This is a genomic window from Parafrigoribacterium soli (genome assembly GCF_040227235.1).
Lineage (GTDB): Bacteria > Actinomycetota > Actinomycetes > Actinomycetales > Microbacteriaceae > Parafrigoribacterium_A > Parafrigoribacterium_A soli.
Window position 1 is genome coordinate 328,967 of sequence record NZ_JBELNZ010000002.1, and the last position, 26,408, is coordinate 355,374.

General features: G+C 65.1%; 28 protein-coding genes. 9 read left to right on the forward strand and 19 right to left on the reverse strand.

The window, feature by feature from the left end; all coding sequences use genetic code 11:
• Nucleotides 1-75 precede the first annotated feature (75 nt).
• A complete protein-coding gene (locus ABUA37_RS05765; RefSeq protein WP_349898178.1) occupies nt 76-1,167 on the forward strand; it encodes a saccharopine dehydrogenase family protein in 1,092 nt (363 codons plus the stop codon).
• Nucleotides 1,164-2,213, forward strand: a complete 1,050-nt coding sequence (locus ABUA37_RS05770; protein ID WP_349898179.1) for a zinc-binding alcohol dehydrogenase family protein — start codon at nt 1,164-1,166, stop codon at nt 2,211-2,213. The genes ABUA37_RS05765 and ABUA37_RS05770 overlap by 4 nt, the downstream gene beginning before the upstream one ends.
• A gap of 27 nt (nt 2,214-2,240) precedes the next feature.
• Here ABUA37_RS05770 and ABUA37_RS05775 read toward each other — a convergent pair whose 3' ends face one another.
• Nucleotides 2,241-2,840, reverse strand: a complete 600-nt coding sequence (locus ABUA37_RS05775) for an HD domain-containing protein (protein ID WP_349898180.1) — start codon at nt 2,838-2,840, stop codon at nt 2,241-2,243.
• A gap of 92 nt (nt 2,841-2,932) precedes the next feature.
• On the opposite strand from ABUA37_RS05775, the gene ABUA37_RS05780 reads away from it, so the two are divergent.
• Nucleotides 2,933-3,286: a YchJ family protein gene (locus ABUA37_RS05780; RefSeq protein WP_349898635.1), complete on the forward strand. Its 354-nt coding sequence runs from the start codon at nt 2,933-2,935 to the stop codon at nt 3,284-3,286.
• A gap of 13 nt (nt 3,287-3,299) precedes the next feature.
• On the opposite strand, the gene ABUA37_RS05785 is transcribed toward ABUA37_RS05780, so the two are convergent.
• Both ABUA37_RS05785 and trpD read right to left on the reverse strand, forming a co-directional pair.
• Nucleotides 3,300-3,446, reverse strand: a complete 147-nt coding sequence (locus ABUA37_RS05785) for a hypothetical protein (protein ID WP_349898181.1) — start codon at nt 3,444-3,446, stop codon at nt 3,300-3,302.
• A 43-nt stretch (nt 3,447-3,489) separates the two neighbouring features.
• A complete protein-coding gene (gene trpD, locus ABUA37_RS05790) occupies nt 3,490-4,548 on the reverse strand; it encodes an anthranilate phosphoribosyltransferase (protein ID WP_349898182.1) in 1,059 nt (352 codons plus the stop codon).
• A gap of 97 nt (nt 4,549-4,645) precedes the next feature.
• On the opposite strand from trpD, the gene ctaE reads away from it, so the two are divergent.
• Genes ctaE through qcrB form a run of 4 tightly spaced genes read left to right on the forward strand, consistent with a single transcriptional unit; the run spans nt 4,646 to nt 8,846 of the window.
• Nucleotides 4,646-5,284, forward strand: coding sequence for an aa3-type cytochrome oxidase subunit III (gene ctaE, locus ABUA37_RS05795; protein ID WP_349898636.1), 639 nt, complete (start codon nt 4,646-4,648; stop codon nt 5,282-5,284).
• A 35-nt stretch (nt 5,285-5,319) separates the two neighbouring features.
• Nucleotides 5,320-6,129: a cytochrome bc1 complex diheme cytochrome c subunit gene (gene qcrC / locus ABUA37_RS05800; protein ID WP_349898183.1), complete on the forward strand. Its 810-nt coding sequence runs from the start codon at nt 5,320-5,322 to the stop codon at nt 6,127-6,129.
• A 54-nt stretch (nt 6,130-6,183) separates the two neighbouring features.
• Entirely contained in the window at nt 6,184-7,254 is a 1,071-nt protein-coding gene (qcrA, locus tag ABUA37_RS05805) for a cytochrome bc1 complex Rieske iron-sulfur subunit (protein WP_349898184.1), read from the forward strand.
• Nucleotides 7,251-8,846 (forward strand): cytochrome bc1 complex cytochrome b subunit, encoded by a 1,596-nt coding sequence (gene qcrB, locus ABUA37_RS05810; protein WP_349898185.1) that lies wholly within the window; start codon nt 7,251-7,253, stop codon nt 8,844-8,846. The genes qcrA and qcrB overlap by 4 nt, the downstream gene beginning before the upstream one ends.
• A gap of 309 nt (nt 8,847-9,155) precedes the next feature.
• Here the strand turns inward: qcrB and ABUA37_RS05815 are convergent, their stop codons facing one another.
• The 6 genes from ABUA37_RS05815 to ABUA37_RS05840 form a co-directional block, all read right to left on the reverse strand.
• The gene (locus ABUA37_RS05815; RefSeq protein ID WP_349898186.1) at nt 9,156-9,617 is read right to left on the reverse strand and encodes a GNAT family N-acetyltransferase; all 462 of its coding nucleotides are present in this window, start codon (nt 9,615-9,617) and stop codon (nt 9,156-9,158) included.
• Entirely contained in the window at nt 9,586-10,011 is a 426-nt protein-coding gene (locus tag ABUA37_RS05820; protein ID WP_349898187.1) for a cytochrome c oxidase subunit 4, read from the reverse strand. The genes ABUA37_RS05815 and ABUA37_RS05820 overlap by 32 nt, the downstream gene beginning before the upstream one ends.
• 4 nt (nt 10,012-10,015) lie before the next feature.
• Nucleotides 10,016-11,761, reverse strand: a complete 1,746-nt coding sequence (ctaD, locus tag ABUA37_RS05825; RefSeq protein ID WP_349898188.1) for an aa3-type cytochrome oxidase subunit I — start codon at nt 11,759-11,761, stop codon at nt 10,016-10,018.
• Between the two features lie 6 nt (nt 11,762-11,767).
• Nucleotides 11,768-12,646, reverse strand: coding sequence for an aa3-type cytochrome oxidase subunit II (gene ctaC / locus ABUA37_RS05830; protein ID WP_349898189.1), 879 nt, complete (start codon nt 12,644-12,646; stop codon nt 11,768-11,770).
• 165 nt (nt 12,647-12,811) lie between these two features.
• Nucleotides 12,812-13,174 (reverse strand): HesB/IscA family protein, encoded by a 363-nt coding sequence (locus tag ABUA37_RS05835; protein WP_349898190.1) that lies wholly within the window; start codon nt 13,172-13,174, stop codon nt 12,812-12,814.
• Between the two features lie 99 nt (nt 13,175-13,273).
• Nucleotides 13,274-14,689, reverse strand: coding sequence for a dipeptidase (locus ABUA37_RS05840; RefSeq protein WP_349898191.1), 1,416 nt, complete (start codon nt 14,687-14,689; stop codon nt 13,274-13,276).
• 40 nt (nt 14,690-14,729) lie between these two features.
• Here ABUA37_RS05840 and ABUA37_RS05845 point away from each other — a divergent pair, with 40 nt between their 5' ends.
• Nucleotides 14,730-15,314, forward strand: a complete 585-nt coding sequence (locus tag ABUA37_RS05845; RefSeq protein ID WP_349898192.1) for a DUF3043 domain-containing protein — start codon at nt 14,730-14,732, stop codon at nt 15,312-15,314.
• An 86-nt stretch (nt 15,315-15,400) separates the two neighbouring features.
• Here the strand turns inward: ABUA37_RS05845 and ABUA37_RS05850 are convergent, their stop codons facing one another.
• The 3 genes from ABUA37_RS05850 to hisD are packed head-to-tail and all read right to left on the reverse strand — an operon-like array spanning nt 15,401 to nt 18,310.
• Complete coding sequence (locus tag ABUA37_RS05850; protein WP_349898193.1) at nt 15,401-16,438, reverse strand: quinone-dependent dihydroorotate dehydrogenase; 1,038 nt, start codon at nt 16,436-16,438, stop codon at nt 15,401-15,403.
• A 47-nt stretch (nt 16,439-16,485) separates the two neighbouring features.
• Nucleotides 16,486-16,953 carry a transcriptional regulator NrdR gene (gene nrdR / locus ABUA37_RS05855; protein ID WP_349898194.1) on the reverse strand — a complete coding sequence of 156 codons (468 nt, stop codon included), beginning with the start codon at nt 16,951-16,953 and terminating at the stop codon, nt 16,486-16,488.
• 46 nt (nt 16,954-16,999) lie between these two features.
• Nucleotides 17,000-18,310 (reverse strand): histidinol dehydrogenase, encoded by a 1,311-nt coding sequence (gene hisD, locus ABUA37_RS05860; RefSeq protein ID WP_349898195.1) that lies wholly within the window; start codon nt 18,308-18,310, stop codon nt 17,000-17,002.
• Nucleotides 18,311-18,419: 109 nt separating this feature from the next.
• Here hisD and ABUA37_RS05865 point away from each other — a divergent pair, with 109 nt between their 5' ends.
• Nucleotides 18,420-18,935, forward strand: a complete 516-nt coding sequence (locus ABUA37_RS05865; protein ID WP_349898196.1) for a flavin reductase family protein — start codon at nt 18,420-18,422, stop codon at nt 18,933-18,935.
• A gap of 23 nt (nt 18,936-18,958) precedes the next feature.
• Here the strand turns inward: ABUA37_RS05865 and dnaE are convergent, their stop codons facing one another.
• The 7 genes from dnaE to ABUA37_RS05900 form a co-directional block, all read right to left on the reverse strand.
• The gene (dnaE, locus tag ABUA37_RS05870) at nt 18,959-22,477 is read right to left on the reverse strand and encodes a DNA polymerase III subunit alpha (protein WP_349898197.1); all 3,519 of its coding nucleotides are present in this window, start codon (nt 22,475-22,477) and stop codon (nt 18,959-18,961) included.
• A 58-nt stretch (nt 22,478-22,535) separates the two neighbouring features.
• Nucleotides 22,536-23,456: an RluA family pseudouridine synthase gene (locus ABUA37_RS05875; protein WP_349898198.1), complete on the reverse strand. Its 921-nt coding sequence runs from the start codon at nt 23,454-23,456 to the stop codon at nt 22,536-22,538.
• A 2-nt stretch (nt 23,457-23,458) separates the two neighbouring features.
• The gene (gene lspA, locus ABUA37_RS05880) at nt 23,459-24,052 is read right to left on the reverse strand and encodes a signal peptidase II (protein ID WP_349898199.1); all 594 of its coding nucleotides are present in this window, start codon (nt 24,050-24,052) and stop codon (nt 23,459-23,461) included.
• Nucleotides 24,039-24,746, reverse strand: coding sequence for a DivIVA domain-containing protein (locus ABUA37_RS05885; protein WP_349898200.1), 708 nt, complete (start codon nt 24,744-24,746; stop codon nt 24,039-24,041). The genes lspA and ABUA37_RS05885 overlap by 14 nt, the downstream gene beginning before the upstream one ends.
• Before the next feature lie 126 nt (nt 24,747-24,872).
• Nucleotides 24,873-25,175 (reverse strand): YggT family protein, encoded by a 303-nt coding sequence (locus ABUA37_RS05890; RefSeq protein ID WP_349898202.1) that lies wholly within the window; start codon nt 25,173-25,175, stop codon nt 24,873-24,875.
• 30 nt (nt 25,176-25,205) lie between these two features.
• The gene (locus ABUA37_RS05895; protein ID WP_349898637.1) at nt 25,206-25,679 is read right to left on the reverse strand and encodes a cell division protein SepF; all 474 of its coding nucleotides are present in this window, start codon (nt 25,677-25,679) and stop codon (nt 25,206-25,208) included.
• A gap of 36 nt (nt 25,680-25,715) precedes the next feature.
• Nucleotides 25,716-26,402, reverse strand: coding sequence for a YggS family pyridoxal phosphate-dependent enzyme (locus ABUA37_RS05900; RefSeq protein WP_349898203.1), 687 nt, complete (start codon nt 26,400-26,402; stop codon nt 25,716-25,718).
• Nucleotides 26,403-26,408 lie beyond the last annotated feature (6 nt).

Below are 26,408 nucleotides of genomic sequence, written 5' to 3' on the forward strand. Positions count from 1 at the left end.
ATGACACGCCGTGTCATCCGTGATAGCGTCGCCATGACATTGCGTGTCATCAGGCGCGTATCGGAAGGGAAAGACATGTCAGAGGAGATCTGGGTGCTCGGTGCTACGGGCCGAGCGGGTGCGGCAATCGCGCAGAAGCTCGCGGCTCGAGGCACGGTTCCGGTTCTGGTCGGCCGGGATGCCGCGAGGTTGAACAGAGCCGCGGCCCCGCTCGGGGCGCGAACCGTGGCCGCCGCCTCGCCCGCCGCGATGGCCAGCGCGATTCTGCGAGAGCGACCCGCCGTCGTGGTCAATACCGTCGGACCATTCCAGTCGACTGCGGCCGTCATCGCCGACGCGGCGCTGCTGTCAGGACACTACGTGGATATCGCGAACGACATCTCCACTTTCACCCAGCTGTTCGCTCGAGACGATGCCGCACGTACCGCAGGCACGACCATCGTCACGGGCGCGGGCTTCGGCGTCACGGCGACCGAGAGCGTACTGACCAGGCTGCTGGAGGGTCAGCCGAACGCGCGGCGGGTCCGCGTGAACATGATTCCCTCCGTGGCGTTCACCGAGGGTGTCGTCGGCGAGGCGCTCGCGGCATCCATCGTCGAAGGCCTGCCCGGAATAGCCGGAGGGGGACGCTTTCAAGGCCGGAGGATCACGGACGGCCGGCTTGCGAAGGCCACACTCGGCAGCCTCGCCAGGACACTCACCACCCCGGATGGCGACGAGGTCGTCACCGCCGTCATGCCGCTCGGTGAGCTTCTTGCGGCCGAGCGCGCCTCGCACGCTCCCTACATCGAGACCGCATCGAGTGAGGCGCCATCCGGGTCGCTGCTCAGCGCGCTCCTGCCCGCGACTCTCCCGCTCCTGCACATAGCGCCTCTGCGGCGCTTCGTCACCAGGCGCCTCGCCGCGGTGAAGACGTCCGCCCGACCACAGCCCAGAGAGCACTCCTGGGGACATGCGGAGGTCGAGTGGTACGACGGCAGGCACCGCGAGGGCTGGCTGAAGCTGCCGAACGCGAGCGAGTTCACCTCCACGGTGGCCGCGGAGACCGCGAGACGTCTGCTGGCCGCCGAGGGCAGGCCGGGCGCGTACACGCCGGCCGCGCTGTTCGGTTCGTCGTTCGCCGAGGCCTGCGGCGGTGAATACCTTCTCGCGGGAGTGGTGAAGTGACCCCCGACAACGCCGCGCTGTGGCTGCCGCGACCCGGCGCCACGTTCGAGGTCAGGGCCGCTCCGTACACGGCGCCCGCTCCCGACCAGGTCGTCGTGCGCGTGCGCGCGGTGGCCGTCAATCCGGTCGACGCGTTTCCGGGCATCTTCTACCGGATGATGGTGCCCTGGCTCACCTTCCCCGCCGTCATCGGGAGCGACGTCGCGGGCGAGATCGTGCAGCTGGGTGCGGGCGTTACGCGACTGCACGTCGGCGACAGGGTGCTCGGGATGGCCGTCGGAGTCGAGCGCGACCGCAATCGAGCTGCCGAGGGCGCGTTCCAGCACTACGCGGTTCTGCCGCAGACACTCGTCTCGCCGATTCCCGACGCCCTCAGTTTCGAGCAAGCGTGCGTGCTGCCGCTCGCGCTCTCGACCGCCGCGACAGGACTCTTCCAATCCGATCATCTGGGCCTGCCACTGCCGACCGTCGCGCCGCCGCCGCGCGACGAAACCGTGCTGGTCTGGGGCGCTTCGACGAGCGTCGGCAGCAATGCGGTCCAGCTGGCCCGCGGCGCCGGCTACCGCGTCATCGCTACCTCCTCGCCTCAAAATTTCGACTATCTGCGGTCCCTCGGAGCGGAGTCGACGATCGACCGCCGTAGCCGCACGGCGGCCGACGACATCGTCACGGCTCTCGACGGCAGAACGCTCGCGGGTAGTTACGCCATTGGCAGGCGCTCGCTGCGCCCAACGCTCGACGTTGTCGCGAGCGTGCCCGGTTCTCGACGGATCGCCACGGCGCAACCCTCCGTCGCGGTGCGCTTCGATCTCCTCGGCCGTCGTCGCCACGGCGTGCGCGTCACGCCGGTCTGGGGCGGAACCCTGCGCAGCAACGAGGTCGGTCCCGGCATCTACGCGGAGTATCTGCCCGCCGCACTGGCCGAGGGGACATATCGGGCAACTCCGGAGGCACTCGTCATCGGCGAAGGTCTCGAGCAGATTCCTGCCGCGCTCACGCGGCTGCGGCGCGGAGTCTCCGCGCAGAAACTCGTCATTCGCGTGTAGCGCTCTCCGCTGCCCTGCCTCGGCCCGCTAGACGCGCTCGAGTGGATTGCCCAGAAGCTTCGCTCCCAAGCCTCCGTCGACGAGACGATGGGCGGCGGTATTCGGCTTCCGTGAGGCCTGATCGACGACGCACGCGGTGAATTCCGCGGCGAGCTCGAGCCGCGGATAGCGGTCGAGAACGTCGCGCAGGAAGGTCGCGGGAAGCTCGTCCGGTCTGGCGCCAGAGATGTCGAGCGCCGTCGCAATCTCGAGCAGATGCCCCTCGACGTCGAGCTCCGGATCGACCTGGGGCCAGTTGTGTCGCACAATCACCTCGTGGACACGGATGCGGCGCTCCGCCGACCACCCGGCACCGGCGGTCAGTGCCACCGCAACGTGGCCACCGGCATCCTCGTAGGCGAGCGCGACGTTATCGAATTCGGGTGCGATGCCGATGTCGTGCAGGAGCGCGGCGACGTAGAGCAGTTCGTGATCGGGCTTGACTTCGCGAGCGCGAGCGAAGGCTTCCGCCCACAGCCAGGAGCGCTGCACATGATTCAGCAGCGACGGCGTGTGATACTCGGTCGCGATGACCAGTGCGGCTCGCGCAGCCTGGCTATCCGGAACGGTGAAATCATTGAGCCTCATGGCACCATGATGACGGATGCCGCGCGCTAGCAGAGGAATGACCAGGTCAACGATGGTGAGGCACTCCGATTAACCCCTCGCACTGCCCCTGCCTGGGCGGTCTCCCCTATGAGGAGTGCTGCGGCCCCCTCCACCGGGGCGAGCGACAGGCTGCGACGGCTGAACAGCTCATGCGGTCGCGGTACTCCGCGTTCGCGGTCGGCGATGCCGCCTATCTGCTCGCCAGCTGGCATCAGAACACGCGGCCGCGCGAGCTGGAACTCGACCCCTCGCTGCGCTGGTATCGGCTCGACATCCTCGCCACCTCCGGCGGACGGATGCTCGACTCGGTGGGCACTGTGGAGTTCCGCGCTCACTACCGCTCCCCCGCCGGCAGCGGCGAGCAGCACGAGTCGAGCAGCTTCGTGCGAGAAGGCGGCCGCTGGCTGTACCTGGGCCAGGCCTAGGTCTCACCCGGAATCAGCGCATCCCCCGGCCCTCGAGCCATTCCTGGTGGTCGCGCAGGGCCCTTCGTACGGCAGACCGGATGATCGCCCAGAGGATCCAGAGCGTAATGACCACCAGCAGGAGGTAGATCAGGAACGGGAGATAGAAAAAGGTGCTCATCGGCTCAGGCTACAAGTGAGCGATGCCCAGCGATAGCGCGGGGTTAGGTGTGCGCATTCGTCGCGGCGACCCAGGCCTCGAGCTTGGCGGCGGCCGCACCCGAGTCGACGGTCTCCGCGGCCGTGGCCATCGCACTCGCGAAGCGGTCGACGATCGACTCCTGCACGTGCCCCGGATGCAGCGCGAGGTCGTAGGAGACGATGCCGGCGGCTGCGTTCAGCAGCACGATGTCGCGCACGGCGCCCGTCTCGCCCGCGAGCGTGGATCGCACGACCGCGGCGTTGTTCGCGGGGTCCCCGCCGAGCAGCGCGGAGACGTCCACTCGCTTGATGCCGAGGTCGAGCGGATCGAGGTCGTGCTCGGTGACCGCGCCGCGCGACACCTCCCAGATGTGGCTGTGACCAGTGGTCGTGAGTTCGTCGAGCCCGTCGTCGCCGCGGAACACGAGGGCGGTCGCTCCCCTGGTTTGGAAGACGCCGACGATGAGCGGCACCTTGTCCAGGCTGCTCACACCGACCGCGCTCGCCTCCGGCCGGGCCGGATTGACGAGCGGTCCGAGGAAATTGAACACGGTGGGAATGCCGAGCTCGCCGCGCGTCGGGCCCGCATGCCTGAAGCCGGGGTGGAACAGCGCCGCGAACGCGAACGTGATCCCGACCTCCCCGAACACCTCAGCAACGCGCTCCGGAGGCAGTTCGAGATTCACCCCGAGGGCGGCGAGCACATCCGAGGCGCCGGACTTGGAACTGGCCGCGCGATTGCCGTGCTTCACGACGGGTACCCCGGATGCCGCGACGACGATCGAGGCCATGGTCGACACATTGACGGTGCCGAAGCGATCGCCACCAGTCCCGACGATATCGAGGGCCATCGGGTCGACGGCGAGCGGAAGCGCGTGCTCGAGCACGGCATCGCGAAAACCGACGATCTCGTCGACCGTTTCACCCTTCGCGCTCAGTGCGACGAGGAATCCGGCCAGCTGGGCCTGGCTCGCTTCGCCGAGCATGACGCTGCGCATCGCCCAGGAGGCTTCGCTGATACTGAGATCCTCTCCCCTCAGGAGAGAAGTGAGCAGGGCCGGCCAGGTGAGTTCCGAGGGCATAGCTGCGATCATATCGACTCCCCCGACGCGGATTCGGCGCCCCGAACGGGCAGACAGGCCGCAGGAATGAGAAATGTCACCCTCGATATCGACCATAATGGGAAGCGTGACCAGCACCTCTCTTTCTTCTTCAGTCGGGGCTCCCTCCGTCAACAGACCGAACCCGGTAGCCGTGGGTACGATCGTCTGGCTCGGGAGCGAGGTGATGTTCTTCGCCGGCCTGTTCGCGATCTACTTCACCCTGCGCTCCACGTCTCCACAGCTGTGGGCCGCGCAGACCGAGCACCTCAACGTGCCATACGCGCTCGTCAACACGCTCATCCTGGTGCTGTCATCGGTGACCTGCCAGTTCGGCGTATTCGCCGCGGAGCGGCTGCAGCCCCGCTCCACCGGATGGAAGTTCAGCGAGTGGGGCCTGACCAGGTGGTTCTTCCTGTCCTACGCTCTCGGCGCCGTCTTCGTCACCGGCCAGATCTTCGAGTACGCGACGCTGGTGTCGGAGCACGTGACTCTCTCCTCAGACCCCTACGGTTCCGCGTTCTACCTCACCACGGGCTTCCACGCGATTCACGTCACCTGCGGCCTCATCGCATTCCTGCTCATCATCGGCCGTGGATACAGTGTCAAGAACTTCGGTCACAAGGAGGCGACCAGCGCGATTGTCGTCTCCTACTACTGGCACTTCGTTGACGTCGTGTGGATCGGGCTGTTCCTGGTCATTTACGTTTTGAAATAGTCGCTCCACCGATGGGAATCAGGAAAGTCACTCGCATGGCGAATTCAGCACTCAAGACCCGCAGGGGTCGACCGGCCAATCGACGGCATCCGCTGGCCACCGTCGCCCTGATGATGATCGGGCTGGTCGCCACCGGTGGCGCCTACGCTCTCTTCACCACCGCGGCCTCGGCCCAGACGCCGACCGCCGCGTCACAGTCCTCCGTTCAGGAGGGGCAGAAGATCTTCGCTGCGAACTGTGCGACCTGCCACGGCATGAACGCCCAGGGCACCAAGGACGGCCCGAGCCTCTACGGCGTCGGCGCAGCATCCGTCAGCTTCCAGGTCGGCACCGGTCGCATGCCGCTCGCGCAGCAGGGACCGCAGGCCGAGCAGAAGCCGCCGCAGTTCACCGATGAGCAGGTTGCTGACCTCGCGGCATACGTCGCCTCGCTCGCTCCCGGGCCCGGTATCCCCGATTCCAAGTACCTGCAGGCTGACGGCAATGCCGCCACCGGCGCCCAGCTCTTCCGCATCAACTGCGCCATGTGCCACAACGTGGCCGGCGCCGGCGGCGCACTGACGGATGGCAAGTTTGCTCCGGCCCTTGCCGGCGTCAGCGCGGAGCACGTCTACGAAGCGATGGTCACCGGCCCGCAGAACATGCCCGTGTTCAACGATGCGAACCTCACGCCCACGCAGAAGGCCGACATCATCACCTACCTGAAGTACCTCGAGAAGAACCCGTCCCCGGGCGGATTCGATCTCGGCAGCCTCGGTCCGGTGTCTGAAGGACTCTTCATCTGGATCTTCGGGCTCGGTGCTGTCGTCGGTGTCACGATCTGGATCGCCGCGAAGGCAAACTAGAGCGGCTGCTCACAGCGCTTCACGCAACTACCTGCACCAAACGAAGGGAAGAGAATGGCACACGACGACGACGGTGGCACGAACGCCGCTGTTGGCTCGGCCATCGAGAAGAGCGAGCCGCCCCTGGCATCGCCCGGAACCGCGGTCGCCACGGCTGACGGTTTCACGAACCCCGGCTTGCCGCCAGAGCGCCCACGGGTAACCGATCTCGATCCCGTCAAAGAAAAGCAGGCCGAGCGTCGCGTGTACACGCTGTTCGCGGTCTCCATCGTGGGCAGCATCTTCGCCATCGTCGCGTACATCGCGTTCCCGATCATCCCGGGTAACACCGAGTCGGTTCGCCTCAACACAATGTTCCTGGGCATCGGCATCACGCTCGGCATGCTCGGTATCGGCGTCGGCGCCATCTACTGGGCCAAGAACCTCATGAGCGGTCACGACCTGACCGAGTCCCGCCACCTCACGCGTGGCTCGGAGCCCACGCGCGAGCGTGCCGTGGAGATCTTCAAGCAGGCCAACGAGGAGTCCGGATTCGGACGACGCACACTCATCCGCAACACCCTGATCGGCGCGCTGGTCGCCACTCCGCTGCCCGCGGTCGTGCTGTTCCGCGACCTGGGTCCAGCGGAAGACCCCGTCAAGCTGCTCGACAAGACCATGTGGAAGACCGGCACTCGCCTCACACAGGACCCGTCCGGTACCCCCATCAAGGCCTCGGAGGTCACCCTCGGCTCCGTCTTCCATGTCATCCCCGAGGGACTCAACGACGTTGAAGACAAGCTCGAGCAGAAGGCCAAGGCCGCGGTGCTACTGATGCGCCTCAAGCCCGAAGACCTGCACGAGATGCCCTCCCGCAAGGGTTGGTCATACGACGGCATCGTCGCCTACTCCAAGATCTGCACCCACGTCGGATGCCCGGTCGCCCTCTACGAGCAGCAGACTCATCACCTCCTTTGCCCGTGCCACCAGTCGACCTTCGACGTCACCAACCACTGCGAGGTGGTCTTCGGACCGGCCAAGCGGCCTCTCCCCCAGCTGCCCATCGCGGTGGACTCGGAGGGATACCTCATCGCACAGAGTGGCTTCCACGAGCCAGTCGGACCAAGCTTCTGGGAGCGTTCATGAGCACCGTCACCTCGCCACCCAATCAGGCGTCGCGCTTCACGACGGCCGCCGCGAACTACATCGATGAGCGCACGAGCATCTCGGGCTTCGTCAAGGAGCTGGGTCGCAAGATCTTCCCCGACCACTGGTCGTTCATGCTCGGCGAGGTGGCCCTCTACAGCTTCGTCGTCATCCTGCTGTCGGGTACGTTCCTCACGTTCTTCTTCCAGCCCGCTATGACCGAGGTCGTCTATCACGGCTCGTACGTACCGCTCAAGGGCATGGACATGTCGGCGGCGTACGCATCGTCGCTCAACCTGTCATTCGACATCCGTGGGGGCCTGCTCTTCCGCCAGATCCACCACTGGGCGGCGCTGCTGTTCATCGCCGCGATCGGCCTGCACATGGTGCGCGTGTTCTTCACCGGTGCGTTCCGCAAGCCGCGCGAGATCAACTGGGTCATCGGCTTCGTGCTGTTCATCCTGGCCTTGGCCGAGGGTTTCACCGGCTACTCGCTGCCCGATGACCTGCTCTCCGGCAACGGCCTGCGCATCATCGACGGCATGGTCAAGGGCCTCCCCGTGGTCGGCACCTGGATCTCGTACCTCCTCTTCGGAGGAGAGTTCCCCGGAACCGACATCGTCGGGCGATTGTTCAGTCTGCATATTCTGCTGCTGCCCGCGATTCTCGTGGCGGCACTCGGCCTGCACCTCCTGCTGATGGTCATCAACAAGCACACGCAGTTCGCCGGTCCCGGTCGCACGAACGACAACGTCGTGGGTGTTCCGATCCTGCCGGTGTTCGCAGCCAAGGCCGGAGGGTTCTTCTTCGTCATCTTCGGTGTGATCGTCCTGATCGCCTCGTTCTTCACGATCAACCCCATCTGGAACTACGGGCCGTACGACCCCTCCCCCGTATCGGCCGGCACCCAGCCCGACTGGTACATCGGATTCGCCGACGGCGCGCTACGACTGATGCCGCCGGGGCTGGAGTTCGTCTGGCTCGACCACACCTGGTCGTTCAACATCATCATCCCGGTGCTGGTACTCGGTCTGTTCATCGTCACGGTGGCCATCTACCCCTTCATCGAGGCGTGGATCACCGGCGACAAGCGTGAGCACCACATTGCACGTCCGCGCAATGCCCCCGTGCGCACCGCGATCGGCGCAGCGGGAGTCACCTTCTACTGCGTGCTCTGGGCTGCTGCGGGTTCCGACCTGATCGCCACCCACTTCAAGCTCACGATCGAGGGAGTCACGCACACCCTCCAGGCCCTGCTCTTCGTCGGTCCATTCGTGGCCTATCACCTGGCCAAGCGCATCGCGATCGGACTGCAGAAGAAGGATCGCGAGATCGCGCTCCACGGCTTCGAGTCCGGCCGCATCGTGCGCTTGCCGGGAGGCGAGTACATCGAGGTGCACGAGCAGCTCAGCGAGTACGAGCGCTGGAGGCTCGTGAGCTTCCTCGACTACAAGCCCCTGATGATCCGTCCGGATGCGCGCGGCCGCATCACGTTCGGTCAGCGACTGCGGGCCGGCTTCTCGCGGTGGTTCTTCGAGGACCGGATCTCACCCGTCACCCGCCACGAGCTCGAGTCAAGCGAGCACCACTAGGCGCTCAGCACAACAACCTAGGTGCGCCCGATCTTTCGATCGGGCGCACCTACTTGTGTTGCGCCGGAGGGTGCCCGTCAACGCAGGTGTCGATGCCGGCGGGACCTATCGAAGGCGACGCGCACGCAGCCACTGACACGGCACGAGCCGTCGCGGGATCTTCGCCTGGGAGCAACGCGCACGTTGACATGCTCCGCACCAGCGAGGCCCGAGAGGGCGCACGGAAGCCACCGAGTTGCGCTCGTGCGGCACAGAACGAGTCGACACAGGAGCACGAATGGCCGCGCTGCCGCCGCAGTCCCACCAGCGTCAGTCGCTGAGGACCTTCTTGAGGAAGTCTGCGGTGGAGCGGTAGTCGAGCCGCTCGTAGAAGGCGGCGCCACGGCTGCTGGCCACGGTGAGCTGACGAGCTCCCCTGCGGCGGCACTCCGCCTCGACGGCGGTAACAAGCTGGCTACCTATGCCGCGACTGCGCGCCGCAACGTCGACCACGAGCTCCTGGAGCTCCGCAGAGAGGCCGTCAGTGTAAAGCGGCCTCACGACAGTGGTCAGCGCGTAGCCGACGACGGAGCCGCCGAATTCCGCCACGTAGAGAAAGCGATCTTCTTGATCGCGAACCACATCGCCGAACGCCTCGTCGAACGACGCCCGGGGCGGGTTATAGCTGGACGGCAGTTGCTCGAGCAGCCCAAAGATCGCGTCCGCGTCGTCAGCAGACGCGAGACGGATGGTCGTGCCGCTAATGCGCGAAGTTTCCGCGGTAGTACTCATAGATCCATCCGACCAGTGCGATGACAGCCAGGACGGCACCGATGAAGGCGATCCAGAAGCCGGCGGCGATACCGAGGAACACGAGACCGGCACCGAATGCCAGGCTCACGGGCCACCAGCTCCACGGGCTGAAGAATCCCTGCTCGGGATCACCGTCGTCGACGTTGGCGTCAGCCGCGTCCTCGGGGAGGATGCGACCCTCAAGGCTGTTGCGAACACGTGCAAGGTAGAAGGCAATGAGCGCGAACAGCGCCGAGCAGAGCCCCAGGGCGATCGTGCCAACCCACTCCACGCGGTAGTGGAACGGATCGAGCAAGCCCCACACCGTGTACTCGACGGTGGCTGCCGCGAAGAACGCGCACAGCACCCAAAAGACCCTGACGTTGATTGTCATTGCGCTACTTGACCTTTCCGTCGTTGCGGTCGTACACGTCGGCCTCCGGAGCATCCTTGCCCGGTCCGACGCCCAGTGGGACGCCTGCTTCCGGGTGGTTCAGGTCGAACGCCGGCGACTCCGACCGGATGCGCGGGATGGAGGTGAAGTTGTGACGCGGCGGCGGGCACGAGGTCGCCCATTCGAGCGAGCGGCCGTAACCCCATGGGTCATTCACCGTCACCTTGGGCGCGTTGCGAGCCGTGATGTAGACGTTGTACAGGAACGGGATCATCGAGATTCCGAGGATCATCGCGCCGATAGTGGAGACCTGGTTGAGCCAGGTGTAGTTGTCTTCCGGCTGGTAGGTCGCATAGCGACGAGGGAAGCCGATGACGCCGAGCCAGTGCTGCACGAGGAAGGTCGTGTGGAATCCGATGAACAGCAGCCAGAAGTGGATCTTGCCGAGTCGCTCGTTGAGCATCTTGCCGGTCCACTTCGGCCACCAGAAGTAGAAGCCGCTGAACATCGCGAAGACGACGGTGCCGAAGACCACGTAGTGGAAGTGTGCGACGACGAAGTACGTGTCGGAGACGTGGAAGTCGAGCGGCGGCGAGGCGAGGATGACGCCCGTGAGACCACCGAAGGTGAAGGTTACGAGGAAGCCGATTGCCCAGAGCATTGCCGCCTCGAAGGTCACGGACCCTCGCCACATCGTTCCCAGCCAGTTGAAGATCTTAAGGCCGGTAGGAACAGCGATGAGCATCGTCATGAGCGAGAAGAACGGCAACAGCACCGAGCCGGTCACGTACATGTGGTGCGCCCATACCGTCACCGACAGAGCGGCGATGCTGATTGTGGCGTAGACGAGGGTCTTGTAACCGAAGACCGGCTTCCTGCTGAAGACGGGGAACACCTCTGACACTATGCCGAAGAAGGGCAGTGCGATGATGTAGACCTCGGGATGCCCGAAGAACCAGAACAGGTGTTGCCAGAGGATCGCACCACCGGCTTGAACGTTATAGAGCTGAGAGCCGAACACCCTGTCGGAGCCGAGCGCGAGCATTGCCGCGGCAAGCACCGGGAAGGCCATGAGCACGAGGATGGACGTGACGAGGGCGTTCCAGGTGAAGATCGGCATCCGGAACATGGTCATGCCCGGCGCGCGCATCGTGATGATGGTCGTGATGAAGTTGACCGCACCGAGGATGGTGCCGAATCCGCTCATGCCTAGTCCGAACACCCAGAGGTTGCCACCCAGGGATGGCGAGAAGGTCGTCGTTGAGAGCGGGACGTACGCGAACCAACCGAAGGACGCAGCACCCTGCGGCGTGAGGAAGCCGCCGACAGCGATGAGGCTTCCGAAGCTGTAGAGCCAGTAAGCGAAGGCGTTCAGACGCGGGAACGCGACGTCAGGGGCCCCGATCTGGAGCGGCATGATCACGTTCACGAATCCTGCGAACAGCGGCGTCGCGAACATGAGCAGCATGATCGTGCCGTGCATCGTGAACAGCTGGTTGTACTGCTCCTTGGTCTGCAAGAGGTGCAGGCCGGGCTCGAACAGCTGTGCCCGCATGACGAGCGCCATCACACCACCGAGCATGAAGTAGATGAAGGAGGTGATCAGGTACATGTACCCGATGGTCTTGTGGTCGGTGGAGGTGATCCAACTGACCAGAACGTTGCCCTTGCGGCCGACCTTCGATGCGCCGAAGTCCTGCCCGGAGCTGGTGCCGCGCACTGTGGGGCGGGTGGGTGTTGCTGTACTCATGTCGACCTACTCGTTGCTCTTCGGAGCTTTGTTGTCAGGCTGATTCGTGTTCGTGTCGTACTTCTCATCCAGTGCGCCCGTGAAGCCCTTATCAGCCTGGCTCTGGATATACGCGTCGTACTCGTCCTGCGGCACGACCTTCACCTCGAAGAGCATGAGCGAGTGGTAGTCACCACACAGCTCAGCGCACTTACCGGCGTATGTTCCGACCTTCGTCGGAGTGAAGTACATGTAGTTGTCCTTGCCAGGGATGTTGTCTTTCTTGTAAAGGAAGTCGACGACCCAGAAGGAGTGGGCAACGTCCCGACTCTCCAGCTTGATCTCGACCGTCTTGTTGACCGGCAGGTACAGGGTGTTGAGCTGGGAGTAGTCGATTGACTTCTCCTTCTCGAGCTCCTGCGCCTGGATGCCGGCAGAGTAGACACCCTCCTTCGAAGGACCGACGTTGAGGTAGTTGAAGTCCCAGGCCCAGCGCTTCGCGTAGACCTCGATCTGCACATCCGGATTCTTGGTCGGCTGCTCGATCGACGCCTGCTCCTTCGCGGTGAACGCGAAGAAGCCGATGATCATGATCAGCGGAACGACCGTGTAGAAGATCTCGATCGGCATGTTGTAGCGCAACTGCACCGGGAGGCCGGTCTGGCCCTTGCGGCGGCGGTACACCACGATCGCCCAGATGATGAGACCCCAGGTGATCAGACCCACGATGAGCAGCACGAGCCATGACGTGACCCATAGACCGGTGATGCCATCGGTGTGATTGGTGATACCGGGCGTGCCCGGCAAAAAGCCTCTAAGTTGCTCCTGCGTGCAGCCAGCCATTGTCGCAATAAGCAGAGCGGCAGTCGGGATGGCAGCCCATCGAAGACGGCGGTAAGAACGCACCTGTGACCTCTCGGATGACACGGACTGTTACGAAGCACAGTCTATTTGTTGCTCCCAGCCTAGCCGCCGGAGGCGCTCCCGCCGACCGAAAATGGGCCCAGTCGAGAAAAAAGGGGAACCGCCGCAGCGATTCCCCTTTCGATCACACCATCGTGTGGACAGGTGCTAGTGGAAGGAGTCCCCGCAGGCGCAGCTACCGCTGGCGTTCGGGTTGTCGATCGTGAATCCCTGCTTCTGAATCGTGTCTTCGAAGTCGATCGTGGCACCGTCGAGGTAGGGAACGCTCATCTTGTCGACGACAACCTCGACGCCGTCGAAGTCGACGGTGGCGTCGCCCTCGAGCAGTCGCTCGTCGAAGTAGAGCTGGTAGACGAGGCCGGAGCAGCCACCCGGCTGTACGGCGACTCGCAGTCTCAGATCGTCGCGACCCTCGAGCTCATACAGGCTGCGCACCTTGCTCGCTGCAGCATCACTCAGCCCGACGCCGTGTGCGGCGGTCGCGCTCTCAAGTGTCGTCGTGTCGGTCATGGCCACTCCTTCTGGTGTCATCAGCGGCCGAGCCGCGTGAGTCTCTGCCTCAGTCTAAGCAGGATCGGGGCACATTGCCGCCTCGATCGCCGAATCTCCTCAGGAGATCTCGGCTCCGCGTTCGGTGAGGCGTGCAAGCAAGACCGCCTCCGTGAGAATCGCCCGATGGAAGACCCCGAGGTGCAGTGATTCGTTGGGACTGTGCGCTCGCGAATCCGGGTCTTCCACTCCGGTGACGAGGATCTGCGCTGCGGGGAACAGCTGCACCAGGTCGGCGATGAAGGGAATGGAGCCTCCGATTCCCATCTCGACCGGCGCTACGCCCCAGGCATCCGTCATTGCGGCTTCGACCTCGGCGACGCCCCAGCCGCTCGTGTCCACGGAGAAGCCGTTGCCCTGATCGACGTCGGTGATCTCGACCTGCGCTCCGAACGGAGCGTGCGCCCGCAGGTGCCGTTCGATCGCGGCGAATGCCTCGTCGGCGCCCTGCCCCGGTGCGATGCGCGCACTGATGCGCACCGAGGTCACCGGCGTGAGCGTGTTCGACGCGTTCGCGACGCTCGGCGCGTCGATCCCCGTGACCGTGATCGCGGGCTTGGACCAGATGCGGCCCAGAATGCTGCCGCTGCCGATGGACGTCACGCCGTCGACGAGCGCCGCCTCGTCGCGCAGTCGGGCCTCGTCGTAGTCGGGTGTCTCGACGTCGGTCGACGTGAGTCCCTCGACGGCGACCGAGCCGTCATCGGAGTGCAGGGTGGCGAGCAGCCTGACCATGGCGAGCATGGCGTCCGGCACCGCTCCCCCGAACATGCCGGAGTGTGAGGCGTGCTTCAGGGTGCGCACGGTGAGTTTGAACGTCACATTGCCGCGCAGCCCGACGGTCAGTGCCGGTGTCTCCGTGTCCCAGTTGTCTGAGTCGGCGACGACGATCACATCGGCGGCGAGCTGCTCCCTGTGCTCGGTGAGGAAGCTGGTGAATGAACGCGAGCCGAACTCCTCCTCCCCCTCGATGAAGAGGGCCAGGCCGAGATCGAAGCCCTCACCGACGGATTCGACGAAGGCGCGGATGGCTGCGATGTGCGCGACCACGCCCGCCTTGTCGTCCGCGGCGCCGCGACCGTAGATGCGGTCACCTCGTACGGTCGGCTCGAAGGGCAGCGAGTCCCAGTCTGCGTCTGCTCCGGGCGGCTGCACGTCGTGGTGGGCGTAGAGCAGGATCGTCGGCTTGCCATTTCGGGCCTTCCGCGTCGCGAGCACGGCGGGCTGCCCGAGCTGGTCGGAGTCTCCGATTGCGGCGCGAGCGACGGTCACATCGTCGAAGACTCCCAGCTCGCGAACGAGGCCGGCCACGGCATCCGCACTCTCGGCAACATGCCGGGCGTCGAACGCCTCCCATGACACCGACGGGATGCGCACGAGACGCGACAGGTCTGCCACGGCGGCGGGAAAGCCCGCCTGTACCGCCTCGCGCAGCGTCTGCAGCAGATCCGGGCGTGTGGAATGCGTTGAAGTCATGGAGGTAATCTTAAGCAGACATCTACTGCGAGGGACCATTGTGGCCAAGCCAACGACGAGCAAGTCCGACGAAGCCGCCGGGTACGAACTCAACACCGACAGCCTTTCCGCGGGAAAGGGGCGCCCGACGCCGACCCGTAAGGAGCGCGAGGCCGCGAACCAGCGACCGCTCGTCTCCGGAGACCGCCGCGCGGGCAACAAGGCCGCCCGCGCCCGGATGGCCGAGGCCCGCGAGCGAGCCAGGGTCGGCATGGCGAACGGCGAGGAGAAGTTCCTGACGCCGCGCGATAAGGGTCCGCAGCGCCGCTACATCCGTGACTACGTGGACGCCCGGTTCAGCGTGGGCGAGGTGATGATCCCCATCCTGTTCGTCATCATCATTCTGAGCTTCATCGACAGCGCGCTGTTCCAGCTCGTGTCGTTCTTCGCACTGTGGGGCTTCTTCCTCCTCGCGGTCGTCGACTGCCTCTTCGTGGGTTTCAGGGTCAACCGCAAGCTCAGGGAGAAGTTCGGCGAGGATCGGGTGCAGCGCGGCAACCGCTGGTACGCGGCGATGCGAGCGATGCAGATGCGTCTCATGCGCCTGCCGAAGCCGCAGGTCAAGCGCGGCCAGTTCCCCGCTTAGTCGCGTCCGATTCGATTAGGCGCGTCCGATTAGGCGCGTCCGCATGGTCGCGTTCCGCATGGTCGCGTCCGCATCCACCGGCACGTTCAGCCCGCCTGTCGTGCCCGCCTGCGCAGTCCGCGATTGATCTGCCAAGCCCAGAGGGGCCCACGGTACAGAAACGCGGTGTAGCCCTGCACGAGCGTTGCTCCGCTGTCGAGACGCTCGATGACGTCGTCGCTCGAATCCACTCCCCCGACCGAGATCACGCACAGCTCCGCCGGAACGACTCCGCGAATGAGCCGCAGCACGTCGAGGGATCGCTTTGCCAGCGGAGCGCCGGAGAGACCACCGTCGCCCATCGCCCGCACGGCGTCGGCGGATACGGTGAGGCCTCCGCGCGAGATCGTCGTGTTCGTTGCGATGATGCCGGCGAGCCCGAGGTCGACGGCGAGCCGCGCGATGGCGACGATCTCCGTGTCGTCGAGATCCGGCGCGATCTTCACGAGAACGGGAGTCTCGCCCGCGGCGTCGCGCACGGCGGTCAACAGCGGGGTGAGCCTCTCCGTGGCCTGGAGCCCGCGAAGACCCGGAGTATTGGGCGAACTGACGTTGACCGCGAGATAGTCTGCCGCAGGCGCGAGAAGTGCCGTGCTCTTCAGGTAGTCGTCCACGGCATCCGCGACGTCGACGACTCGGCTCTTGCCGATGTTGACGCCGATGACCGGTCGGGAGGAGCGAGCGGCCAGCTCGCGAAGTCGTGGCGCGGCGTCCTCTGCGCCACGATTATTGAAGCCCATGCGGTTGATGACGGCACGATCCGCGATGAGCCTGAACAGCCTCGGACGAGGATTGCCGGGCTGTGCCTTCGCGGTGATCGTGCCCACCTCGATGTGGCCGAAGCCCAGCTGCCAGAGGCCGCGCACGGCGTCGCCGTCCTTGTCGAAGCCAGCCGCCACACCGAACGGCGATTCGAAATGCAGGCCGAGGGAGTCGACTGCGAGCGACGGATGCGGCCGGGTCATGGCGCGCGCGATCGCGCCTACGCCGAGTCGCGGCAGCCACCTGATCACCACGAAGGCGAGGTGATGCGCGGTCTCCGGGTCCAGCCTGGACAGGAAGAGGGAGAAGAGAATGCGATACATGCCGTAGCCAGAGTAGCGGCAGTCACGCGGTGCTTACGCCTGCGTGCCTACTCCGCGGCGCCGGCAGGGTCGTGCTCGACTCGCAGCTGTGTGATGGCCGACTCGAAGTCCTCCAGCGAATCGAACGCCTGGTAGACACTGGCGAATCTGAGGTACGCGACCTCGTCGAGCTCGCGCAGAGGCGCAAGGATGGCGAGACCGATGTCGTTCGCGTCGACCTGCGATGCCCCGGTCGCCCGAATGGTCTCCTCCACTCGCTGGGCGAGCACCGCAAGGTCGGCATCCGTCACGGGTCTGCCCTGGCAGGCCTTCCGCACGCCGGAGACGATCTTCTCGCGGCTGAACGGTTCGAGCACGCCGTTGCGTTTGACGACGTTGAGGCTCGCCGTCTCCGTCGTGCTGAATCGCCTGCCGCACTCCGGGCACTGCCTGCGCCTGCGGATCGAGAGGCCGTCGTCACTCGTGCGTGAGTCGACGACTCGGGAATCCGGATGCCGGCAGAAAGGGCAGAACATAGTGGCTCAACGATACGTCACGGCGAGGCTAAAGCCGTGCGGGTCTCTACCGCTCGGCGAATCGAGCGCTGACGGCGGCGGCGTGCCCCGGCAGATCCTCAGCATTGGCCAGCGCCACAATCCTCGACTCGACCGCGGCAAGCGCCTGACGGTCGTAGCGGATGACCTGCTGCGAACGCAGGAAGGTGTAGGCACCGAGACCGGCAGCAAACCGCGCCTGGCCGCCCGTCGGCAGAACGTGGTTGGACCCGGCCAGGTAGTCGCCCAGGCTCACCGGGGAGCTGTCGCCCAGGAAGATCGCACCGGCGTTCTCGATGCGTGCCAGCACCGCATCCGGATCGGCGGTCTGGATCTCGAGGTGCTCGGGACCGTAGACGTTGCTGAAGTCTGCGGCGTCGTTGAGGTCATCGACGAGGACCACGGCAGATTGCCTGCCCGCGAGGGCCTCGGCGACGCGCTCGCGGTGAGCGGCATCATTCGCGAGCCGCTCCACCTCGAGCTGCACGCGCTCGGCGAGATCGAGCGAGTCGGTCACGAGCACCGCGGAGGCCAGCTCGTCGTGTTCCGCCTGGCTCAGCAGGTCGCTCGCGACAAGGAAAGCGTCGGCGGAGGCATCCGCAATCACGAGAATCTCCGTTGGTCCGGCTTCCGCGTCGATGCCCACGGCGCCGCGCACGAGCCGCTTGGCCGCGGCAACGAAGACGTTTCCGGGTCCGGTGATCACCTGCACCGGATCGAGATCGAGCGAGGGCACGCCGAACGCGAAGGCACCGATTGCACCCGCGCCGCCCATCGCATAAACCTCGTCGACACCGAGGAGGCCGGCAGCCCCGAGGATCGTGGGGTGGATGGAGCCGTCGAAGTTCTTCTGGGCCGGTGATGCGAGCGCGATCGAGGTGACTCCGGCCACCTGCGCCGGCACCACGTTCATGACGACACTCGATGCCAGCGCGGCCTTGCCGCCCGGCACATACAGACCGACCCGGCTTACCGGACTCCAGCGCTGCACCACGTCGGCACCGGGTCCCAAGGTCGTCACGGATGTCGTGGGCAGCTGAGCCTTCGTCGCCAGGCGAACGCGATCAATGGCTTCCTCGAGTGCGGCGCGCACCTCGGGCGCGAGGCCTGCGATGCCCGCCTCGATCTCGGCCGCGCCGAGTCGCACCCGCGGCGGTCGCACGTGGTCGAGGCGCTCCGCCTGCTCGAGAAGGGCTGCCTCTCCCCCGGCGCGCACGTCGGCGATCAGCTGCGCGGCGATCTCGGTGGCCGCCGCGACATCCGTCTGTGCCCGGGGAACGAGAGCGAGAAGTTCGGCGCGAGTAGGCTTGAGGCCTCGAAGGTCAATAGTCTGCATCATGGCGTTTCCACCTTAGTTGTTGCCGGAACAGTCGTTCCGCGCGCGACGTGTGGTTGTCTGCCTACGCACGACCCGAACCTTGGGCTTTTACCAGAGAGTTAACCGCGACATGCAGAGTTCACCATTGCTGCCACCCGAAGAGCCGGATGACATCTCGGCCTTCAAACACGTCTTCCGTCGGCACGCGGCCGGGGTCGTTGCCATCACGGCGCTCACCCCGGAGGGAAAGCCGGTGGGATTCACGGCGACCTCGCTCGCTTCACTCGCCGCGGTGCCGCCGCTGGCCACCTTCAACATGGCGAGGGTGGCGAGCGCGTGGCCCGCGATCAGCGACACGGACTACGTGGTGATCCAGACGCTGGGGGCGCGCAATCGGGATCTCGCAGACAAGCTCTCGGGTGACCACGAGCTTCGATTTGTGGGAGACCACTGGATCGCCGGTCCGCACGGCCTGCCGATGCTCAAGGGAGTCACGGCCTGGATGATCGGACGCATCGTCGAACGACTGCCGGTCGCAAACAACGCGGTCATCGTCGTGCAGATCGAAGAGGGCGGCGTCGGCGAACCGGATGAGGCGCTGCTCTACCACGAGCGAACCTATCGGCGTCCAGGCGATCCGGTCTGATCGCCCGGGCAAGTGGCGCGGGCTCAGCCCAGGCAGGCAGGCCCGAGCAACGACTTCAACTCACCGTAGAGATCCGCGCTAACCTTCACCGGATACGGTATCTCGAACATGCGGGCAGACTCGCCCTTGACGAGCTTGAGCCGCACCTCGGTATCCCCCGAATGGCGAATGAGCACGTCGTTAAGCGAGGTCACGACGTCCGTGGTGGCACGAAACTCCGGCATCGAGATCATGAGCGGACCCGAGCCTAGGCTCTGGCCGAGGTCTGGCGTGAACATGCTCACGGCGTGAAGATTCATGCCGTCGTCGCGCACGCTCACTCGTCCGCGCACCACGACGACGGAGTCGTTGCTGAGCGCCGGGGAGAACTCCTGGTAGGTCTTGCCCATGAACATGACGGTGACCTCTGCCCCGAAGTCCTCGACCGTGATCATGCCGTACTGGTTGCCCGAACTGCGGGCGATGCGGTGCTGCACCCCGGTGATGAGGCCTGCGATGGTGACGGTGTCGCCGTCGTGCGCGACCTCGCCCGCGAGAATGTCGGAGATCGTCGCGCTCGCGTGCTTGGCGAGTTGCGTCTCGAGGCCGGCGAGCGGATGGTCGGAGACGTAGAGACCCAGCATCTCGCGTTCGAAGGCGAGCTTGTCGCGCTTCGCCCACTCCGGCCTCACGGGGATCTTCTCGCCCTCCTCTTCGAAATCGAAGATGCCGCCGAACAGGTCGACCTGCCCGTTCGCCTCGTTGCGCTTGAGGCTCACGGCCGATTCGACGGCGTCCTCGTGAATCTCCAGGAGCGCGCGGCGGGTGCCCTCCATCTGGTCGAAGGCGCCGGCCTTGATGAGTGACTCCACCGTGCGCTTATTGGCCACCTGGATCGGCACCTTGCGCAGGAAGTCGTGGAAGGAGGTGAAGCGTCCCTTCTCTTCGCGGCTCAAACGAATCGCCTCGACGACGTTCGCGCCGACGTTGCGGATGGCGCCGAGACCGAAGCGGATGTCGCCGGCGACCGCCGTGAAGTCTCCGCTGGACTCGTTGACATCCGGGGCGAGCACGTGAATGCCCATTCGCCTGCACTCGCTGAGGTACAGCGCGAGCTTGTCCTTGGAGTCCCCAACGCTCGTGAGGAGCGCCGCCATGTACTCCGCCGGATGGTTCGCCTTGAGGTACGCGGTCCAATAGCTGAGCACGCCGTACCCTGCACTGTGCGCCTTGTTGAAGGCGTAGTCCGCGAACGGCATGAGCGTGTCCCAGAGCACTTTGACGGCCTCCGGGCTGTAGCCGTTCTCGCGCATCCCGGCCTCGAAGCCGGCGTACTGCTTGTCGAGCTCCGACTTCTTCTTCTTGCCCATCGCGCGGCGCAGCACGTCGGCCTGACCGAGCGTGAATCCCGCCACCTTCTGCGCGACGGACATCACCTGCTCCTGGTACACGATGAGGCCGTAGGTGATGCCGAGGCTCTCCCGCAGGGGCTCTTCGAGCTCCGGATGAATGGCCTCGATCTTCTGCAGGCCGTTCTTGCGCAGCGCGTAGTTGGTGTGCGAATTCATGCCCATCGGGCCGGGCCGATACAGCGCGATGACGGCCGAGATGTCTTCGAAGTTGGTGGGCTTCAGTTGCCTGAGGAGCGCACGCATCGCACCACCGTCGAGCTGGAACACCCCGAGCGTGTCGCCGTGGGCCAGCAACTCGTAGGTCTTCTCGTCGGCATCGAGATCGAGGTCTTCGATCACGAGTTTGGAGCCCGTGTTCTTCTCGATCATCCTGAGCGCGTCTTCGATGATGGTGAGGTTGCGCAGGCCCAGGAAGTCCATCTTGATGAGGCCGAGCGACTCCAGCGGTGGCTGGTCGAACTGTGTGATGATCGCGCCGTCGTCCTCGCGCTTCATGATCGGGAGCACGTCGATGAGCGGCTCGGCAGACATGATGACGCCCGCCGCGTGCACGCCCCACTGGCGCTTGAGGTTCTCGATGCCGATGGCCGTCTCGAAGACCTTTGCTGCCTCTGGGTCGGTCTCGAGCACGGTGCGGAAGTCGCCCGCCTCCTTGTATCTCGGGGCGTCCCGATTGAGCACGTCGCCGAGGCCAATGTCCTTGCCCATGATCGCCGGAGGCATGGCTTTGGTGAGCTTCTCCCCCACCGAATACGGCATGCCGAGCACGCGCGCGGAGTCCTTGAGGGCCTGCTTGGCCTTGATCGTGCCGTAGGTGACGATCTGGGCCACCCGGTCATCGCCGTACTTGTCGGTGACGTAGCGGATGACCTCGGGGCGACGGCGGTCGTCGAAGTCGACGTCGATGTCGGGCATGGAGACGCGTTCCGGGTTAAGGAAGCGCTCGAAGATCAGACCGTGAGCCAGCGGATCGAGCTCCGTGATCCCCATGGCATATGCGACCATGGATCCGGCGGCCGAGCCTCGACCGGGACCGACCCTGATGCCCTGGCTCTTGGCCCAGCCGATGAAGTCTGCGACCACGAGGAAGTAGCCGGGGAAGCCCATCTGTTTGATGACATCGACTTCGTACTGCGCCTGGGCGAGATGAGCCTCGGATGGCGCGTTGTTGAAGCGACGCAGCATCCCGGCGGTCACCTCCTTCTCGAACCAGGTCGCCTCGGTCTCGCCCTCGGGAACGGGGAACCGTGGCATGAGATCGCGATGCTCGAAATTGACCTCGCAGCGCTCGGCGATGAGCAGCGTGTTGTCGCAGGCCTCCGGGTGATCCGGAAAGAGACGGCGCATCTCTGCCGCCGACTTGAGGTAGAACTCGTTCGAGTCGAACTTGAAGCGGTTGGGGTCATCGAGCGTCGAGGCGGATTGAACGCACAGCAGAGCCGCGTGCGCGGTCGCGTCGTGCGCGTGCGTGTAGTGCAGGTCGTTCGTGGCCACGAGCGGAAGATCGAGATCCTTCGCGAGTGCGAGAAGTTCGGTGACCGTGCGCCGCTCGATGTCGATGCCGTGGTCCATGATCTCGGCATAGAAATTGCCCGGACCGAAGATGTCACGCAGCTCGGCGGCGGCGTCTCGCGCCTCCTTGTACTGCCCCAGGCGCAATCGAGTCTGCACCTCGCCACCGACGCATCCGGTGGTCGCAATGATGCCTTTCGAATACCGGCTGAGCAGTTCCCTGTCCATGCGCGGCTTGAAGTAGAAGCCCTCGATGGAGGCGAGCGACGAGAGCCGGAACAGGTTGTGCATACCCTCGTTGTTCTGGGAGAGCATGGTCATGTGCGTGTAGGCGCCGGATCCACCGACATCGTCCTGGTTCTGCGTGCCGCCGCCCCAGCGCACCCGGGTCTTGTCCTGCCGCGCGGTACCCGGCGTGATGTAGGCCTCGGTGCCGATGATCGGCTTCAGGCCGGCCGCCGTGGCCTGCTTCCAGAAGTCGTACGCGCCGAACATGTTGCCGTGGTCGGTGACGGCGATGGCGGGCATCCCCTGCTCTGCCGCAGCGGCCATGAGCGGGGCGACGCGTGCCGCGCCGTCGAGCATGGAATATTCGCTGTGCACGTGCAGATGCACGAAAGAATCATCGCTGGCAGGCACTACATCTCCGACTACAGGGTTGTGATGAAAAGCTTAAGCCTGCCCCTCGGGGCGGGCGTCACTCGGCGCGCAGGACGTCGAGCGCGTGTTGCAGATCCTTCGGGTACTCGGTGTGAAACACCACGTCCTCGCCGCTGCCGGGGTGACGAAATCCCAGTTGAACGGCGTGTAGCCACTGCCGAGTGAGACCGAGCCTGGCCGAGATCGTGGGATCGGCCCCGTACATCGCGTCGCCGACGCAGGGGTGCCGCTGGGCGGCCATGTGCACACGGATCTGATGTGTTCTGCCCGTCTCGAGGTGGATCTCGAGCAGCGAAGCACTCGGAAACGCTTCGAGCGTCTCGTAGTGGGTCACCGACGGCTTGCCGTCCGAGGTGACGGCGAACTTCCAACTGGACCCGGGATGCCTGCCGATCGGCGCATCGATCGTGCCCCTCAGCGGATCGGGGTGTCCCTGCACGACGGAGTGATAGATCTTCTTGACCTCACGGTCGTGGAACTGACGCTTAAGTTCCGTGTACGCGCGCTCGCTCTTCGCGACGACCATGAGTCCGCTCGTCCCGGCGTCGAGGCGGTGCACGATTCCCGCGCGTTCGGCCGCACCGGAGGTCGAGATCCGGAACCCGGCACCGGCCAGTGCGCCGAGCACCGTCGGTCCGGTCCAGCCGATGGATGGATGCGCCGCCACTCCCACGGGCTTGTCGATCACGACGATGTCGTCGTCGTCGTACACGACGGTGAGGTCGGGGACGATGATCGGCACGACGGTCGGTGGCTGCTTCGGCTCCCACCTCACCTCGAGCCAGTGCTCAGCCTGCACCCGGTCGGACTTGCGGAGCACAACGCCGTCTGAGACGACGCCACCGCTCTCCGCCACCTCGGCGGCGAAGGTGCGCGAGAAACCGAGCAGTTTCGCCAGTGCTGCATCGACGCGCTCGCCGACCAGGCCCTCGGGCACGGGAAGGATTCGGGACTCCACGACTACCTCGGGTCCGAGGCCGCGTCGTCCACGACACTCTCCTGCTCGCCCCGGGGCTGCTCGGCCCTGCCGACCCTGCGGCCGTCAAGGTTGATCCCTCGGAGCGTCAGGATGATGAACAACCCCATACTCGCGACGATGAACGAATCGGCCACGTTGAAGATCGCCGGAAACCCGTACACCTGGATGAAATCCACGACGTGCCCGAGTCCGAAACTCGGCTCCCGGAACAGGCGGTCGGTGAGGTTGCCCGCCGTGCCGCCCAGCAGCATCCCGAACAGGATTGCCCAGCCGAGCGACCGGATTCGCCTGGCAAACAGGATGATGAAAATCGTGACCGCGGAGGCCGCGAGCGAGAAGATCCAGGTCGATCCGCTCGCGAGCGAGAACGCGGCGCCAGAGTTCTTGACGAAGTGGAACTGCAGGAGGTTGCCGATGACATCGACCTGCTCGCCCTCGACGAGGGAAGAGACGATGAGATACTTCGCGAACTGATCGAAGCCGTAGACAACCAGGGCGACGACGACGAGCGCGACAAGCGCTCTAACGCTTACCTTCCCGGCACGGGTCTTCGCCTCTGGTTCAGTTGCCGCCAAAGCCCTGGTAGCTCGTGGACGGTGCCGGGTTGCCTGCGCCGTAGTTGGCCGGCTCGGCTGACTGGGACCCGCCTACGGAGTTGGAGGACTCCAGGTCGCGAAGCTGGCCCTCGATGTAGCCCTTGAGCTTCTGGCGGTACTCACGCTCGAAGTTGCGAAGGCCCTCGATGCTCTCCTCGAGCTGCGTGCGCTCCTGCTCGAGAGCCGCCAGCTGGGTGCGCTGGGTTGCTTCTGCCTCGCTCACGACTCTGGCGGCAGTGGCCTGGCCCTCGGCGATGAGTGCGTCGCGCTTCTCGATGCCCTCTCGCACGTGCTCCTCGTGAAGTCGCCTCGCGAGCTGCAGCAGGTTATTGGTGTTGTTCGGGTCGAGGCTCGGGTCCATCGCCGCATTGCCGTAGGCGGGCGCGGGTACGACGGCGGGAGCTGGTGCCACTGCGGGCGCCGGAGCCTGCTGCTGCTGCTCGCCGAATCCGGCGGCCGGTGCGGGAGACTGTGACGAGCTGCGCTGCAGCTCGTTGATGCGAGACTCGCCGGCGATCAGGCGCTGACGCAGTTCCTCGTTCTCCTGATTGAGGCGGCGAAGTTCAACAACGACCTCGTCGAGAAAGTCGTCGACCTCATCCTGGTCGTAGCCCTCGCGAAACTTCGTCGGCTGGAACCGCTTGTTGACCACATCTTCAGGCGTTAAGGCCATGGGGAATCACCTCAAAAAACTCATCGGAACATCGCGTATAACGTTCAGCTAACGGTAGCAAAATAACGCGCCGCAGGGCATTCGAAGATTGCCTCGGGTTGCGTCACCGTTCAAGAGTACACAGGCTCACTGAAAGCGGAATGCCATCGCGATGTACAGCAGCACAATGACCAGCAGCATCACGGCACTCCAGGCGAAATCGAGCGCGATCCCGCCGAATCGCAGCGGCGGCAGAACGCGCCGCGCCGCCTTGATCGGCGGATCCGTGATGACGAAGACGAACTCGGCGATCACGAGTACAACGCCCTTGGGCCGCCAGTAGCGCGCGAAGCTGCGCACGAGGTCGAGAACGAACCTCACCCACAGTGCAAGGAAATAGAGAAGCAGAAGATAGTAGATGATGGTCGCGACGAGCGACACGGTACTCATAGGTGTAGCAGCGACCCTGCCGGATTCGCGCTAGGCCTGTGCGAAGAACGAGGCGTCGACGTCGGGCTCGACCTCGGCCTGCTCGCCGCTCACGGCGACGTGCGCGGGCGACAGCAGGAACACCTTGCTGGTGACCCGCTCGATCTTGCCATACAGGCCCTGCGACAGTCCGCTGGCGAAGTCCACAAGGCGACGCGCCTCCGGCTCGCTCATCTGCGAAAGGTTGATGATCACCGGGATGCCGTCACGGAAGCTCTCCGCAATCACCTGGGCATCCTTGTACTGGCGCGGATGCACGGTCAGAATTTCGTTCATTTCCACGGGGGCAGCATTTCTGGTGTTGGTGGGTCGACGCAGTGGTGTCACGGGGGCGCGAGTGCCCGAGGGCTGAGGAACCGCCTGCGCTACCGGCGCGACGGGTGCGGACGGCGCTGCGTCCTCATAGTCGAACTCTTCATCTGCCAGACCCAGGTAAACCATGGTCTTGCGCAACGGGTTAGCCATCTTCTTGCCTCCTGTGGTGGAACTGCTCATTCGAGATTAACCGTCGGCCGGCCGCTTTCCCGTGATTGCCGTGCCGATCCGTAGGTGTGTCGCGCCTTCGAGGATCGCGTCCCGAAAATCGGCCGACATACCGGCGGAGATGAATGTGGCATCCGGGGCGAGCGTGCGCACGCGTTCGGACGCACTTCGCACCCGCGCGAAGGCCCGCCGCGGTTCTTCGTCGAGCGGTGCGACGGCCATCACTCCGAGGAGACGGAGGCCGGCCGTCTCGAGAACGCGAGCGGTCAGCTGCTCGAGCTCCACATCCTGCACCCCGCCCCTGCCTGGGTCGTCGGTGAGGTTGAGCTGCACGAAGCAGTCGACCGAACCATCCTCAGAGGAGAGGGCGTCAACCACCGAGGGTCGATCCAGCGAGTGGATGACCGAGGCATAGGTGCGCACCTGTCGCGCCTTCTTGCTCTGCAGTTGTCCCACGAAGTGCCAGTCCAGGTCGAGATCGGCGAGTTCCGTGGCCTTCGCCATGGCCTCCTGGTGCCGGTTTTCACCGAAGTCGCGTACCCCGAGTTCGTGCAGGCGACGAACGAGTCCGGCCGGGTGGAACTTCGTCACGACGATCGTCGTGATCGCCGAGGGCTCACGCCCGGCGATCCGCGCGGCTTCGTCGACAGAATCCAGCACAAGCCGCAAACGCGAGCCCAGCTCGGCGTCGAACTGCTCCGCCATCACCCG

Excerpts from the sequence above, each read along its gene's own strand:
- ABUA37_RS05895 (WP_349898637.1), bottom strand. The coding sequence starts at position 25,679 with ATGGCTAACCCGTTGCGCAAGACCATGGTTTACCTGGGTCTGGCAGAT.
- ABUA37_RS05765 (WP_349898178.1), top strand. The coding sequence starts at position 76 with ATGTCAGAGGAGATCTGGGTGCTCGGTGCTACGGGCCGAGCGGGTGCG.
- ABUA37_RS05865 (WP_349898196.1), top strand. The coding sequence starts at position 18,420 with ATGCAGAGTTCACCATTGCTGCCACCCGAAGAGCCGGATGACATCTCG.
- ABUA37_RS05885 (WP_349898200.1), bottom strand. The coding sequence starts at position 24,746 with ATGGCCTTAACGCCTGAAGATGTGGTCAACAAGCGGTTCCAGCCGACG.
- qcrB (WP_349898185.1), top strand. The coding sequence starts at position 7,251 with ATGAGCACCGTCACCTCGCCACCCAATCAGGCGTCGCGCTTCACGACG.
- ABUA37_RS05840 (WP_349898191.1), bottom strand. The coding sequence starts at position 14,689 with ATGACTTCAACGCATTCCACACGCCCGGATCTGCTGCAGACGCTGCGC.
- ABUA37_RS05900 (WP_349898203.1), bottom strand. The coding sequence starts at position 26,402 with ATGGCGGAGCAGTTCGACGCCGAGCTGGGCTCGCGTTTGCGGCTTGTG.
- ABUA37_RS05835 (WP_349898190.1), bottom strand. The coding sequence starts at position 13,174 with ATGACCGACACGACGACACTTGAGAGCGCGACCGCCGCACACGGCGTC.
- ctaD (WP_349898188.1), bottom strand. The coding sequence starts at position 11,761 with ATGAGTACAGCAACACCCACCCGCCCCACAGTGCGCGGCACCAGCTCC.
- qcrC (WP_349898183.1), top strand. The coding sequence starts at position 5,320 with ATGGCGAATTCAGCACTCAAGACCCGCAGGGGTCGACCGGCCAATCGA.
- ABUA37_RS05815 (WP_349898186.1), bottom strand. The coding sequence starts at position 9,617 with ATGAGTACTACCGCGGAAACTTCGCGCATTAGCGGCACGACCATCCGT.
- ctaE (WP_349898636.1), top strand. The coding sequence starts at position 4,646 with ATGGGAAGCGTGACCAGCACCTCTCTTTCTTCTTCAGTCGGGGCTCCC.
- trpD (WP_349898182.1), bottom strand. The coding sequence starts at position 4,548 with ATGCCCTCGGAACTCACCTGGCCGGCCCTGCTCACTTCTCTCCTGAGG.
- ABUA37_RS05775 (WP_349898180.1), bottom strand. The coding sequence starts at position 2,840 with ATGAGGCTCAATGATTTCACCGTTCCGGATAGCCAGGCTGCGCGAGCC.
- ABUA37_RS05785 (WP_349898181.1), bottom strand. The coding sequence starts at position 3,446 with ATGAGCACCTTTTTCTATCTCCCGTTCCTGATCTACCTCCTGCTGGTG.
- nrdR (WP_349898194.1), bottom strand. The coding sequence starts at position 16,953 with ATGTTCTGCCCTTTCTGCCGGCATCCGGATTCCCGAGTCGTCGACTCA.
- ABUA37_RS05850 (WP_349898193.1), bottom strand. The coding sequence starts at position 16,438 with ATGTATCGCATTCTCTTCTCCCTCTTCCTGTCCAGGCTGGACCCGGAG.
- hisD (WP_349898195.1), bottom strand. The coding sequence starts at position 18,310 with ATGATGCAGACTATTGACCTTCGAGGCCTCAAGCCTACTCGCGCCGAA.
- ABUA37_RS05890 (WP_349898202.1), bottom strand. The coding sequence starts at position 25,175 with ATGAGTACCGTGTCGCTCGTCGCGACCATCATCTACTATCTTCTGCTT.
- ABUA37_RS05820 (WP_349898187.1), bottom strand. The coding sequence starts at position 10,011 with ATGACAATCAACGTCAGGGTCTTTTGGGTGCTGTGCGCGTTCTTCGCG.
- qcrA (WP_349898184.1), top strand. The coding sequence starts at position 6,184 with ATGGCACACGACGACGACGGTGGCACGAACGCCGCTGTTGGCTCGGCC.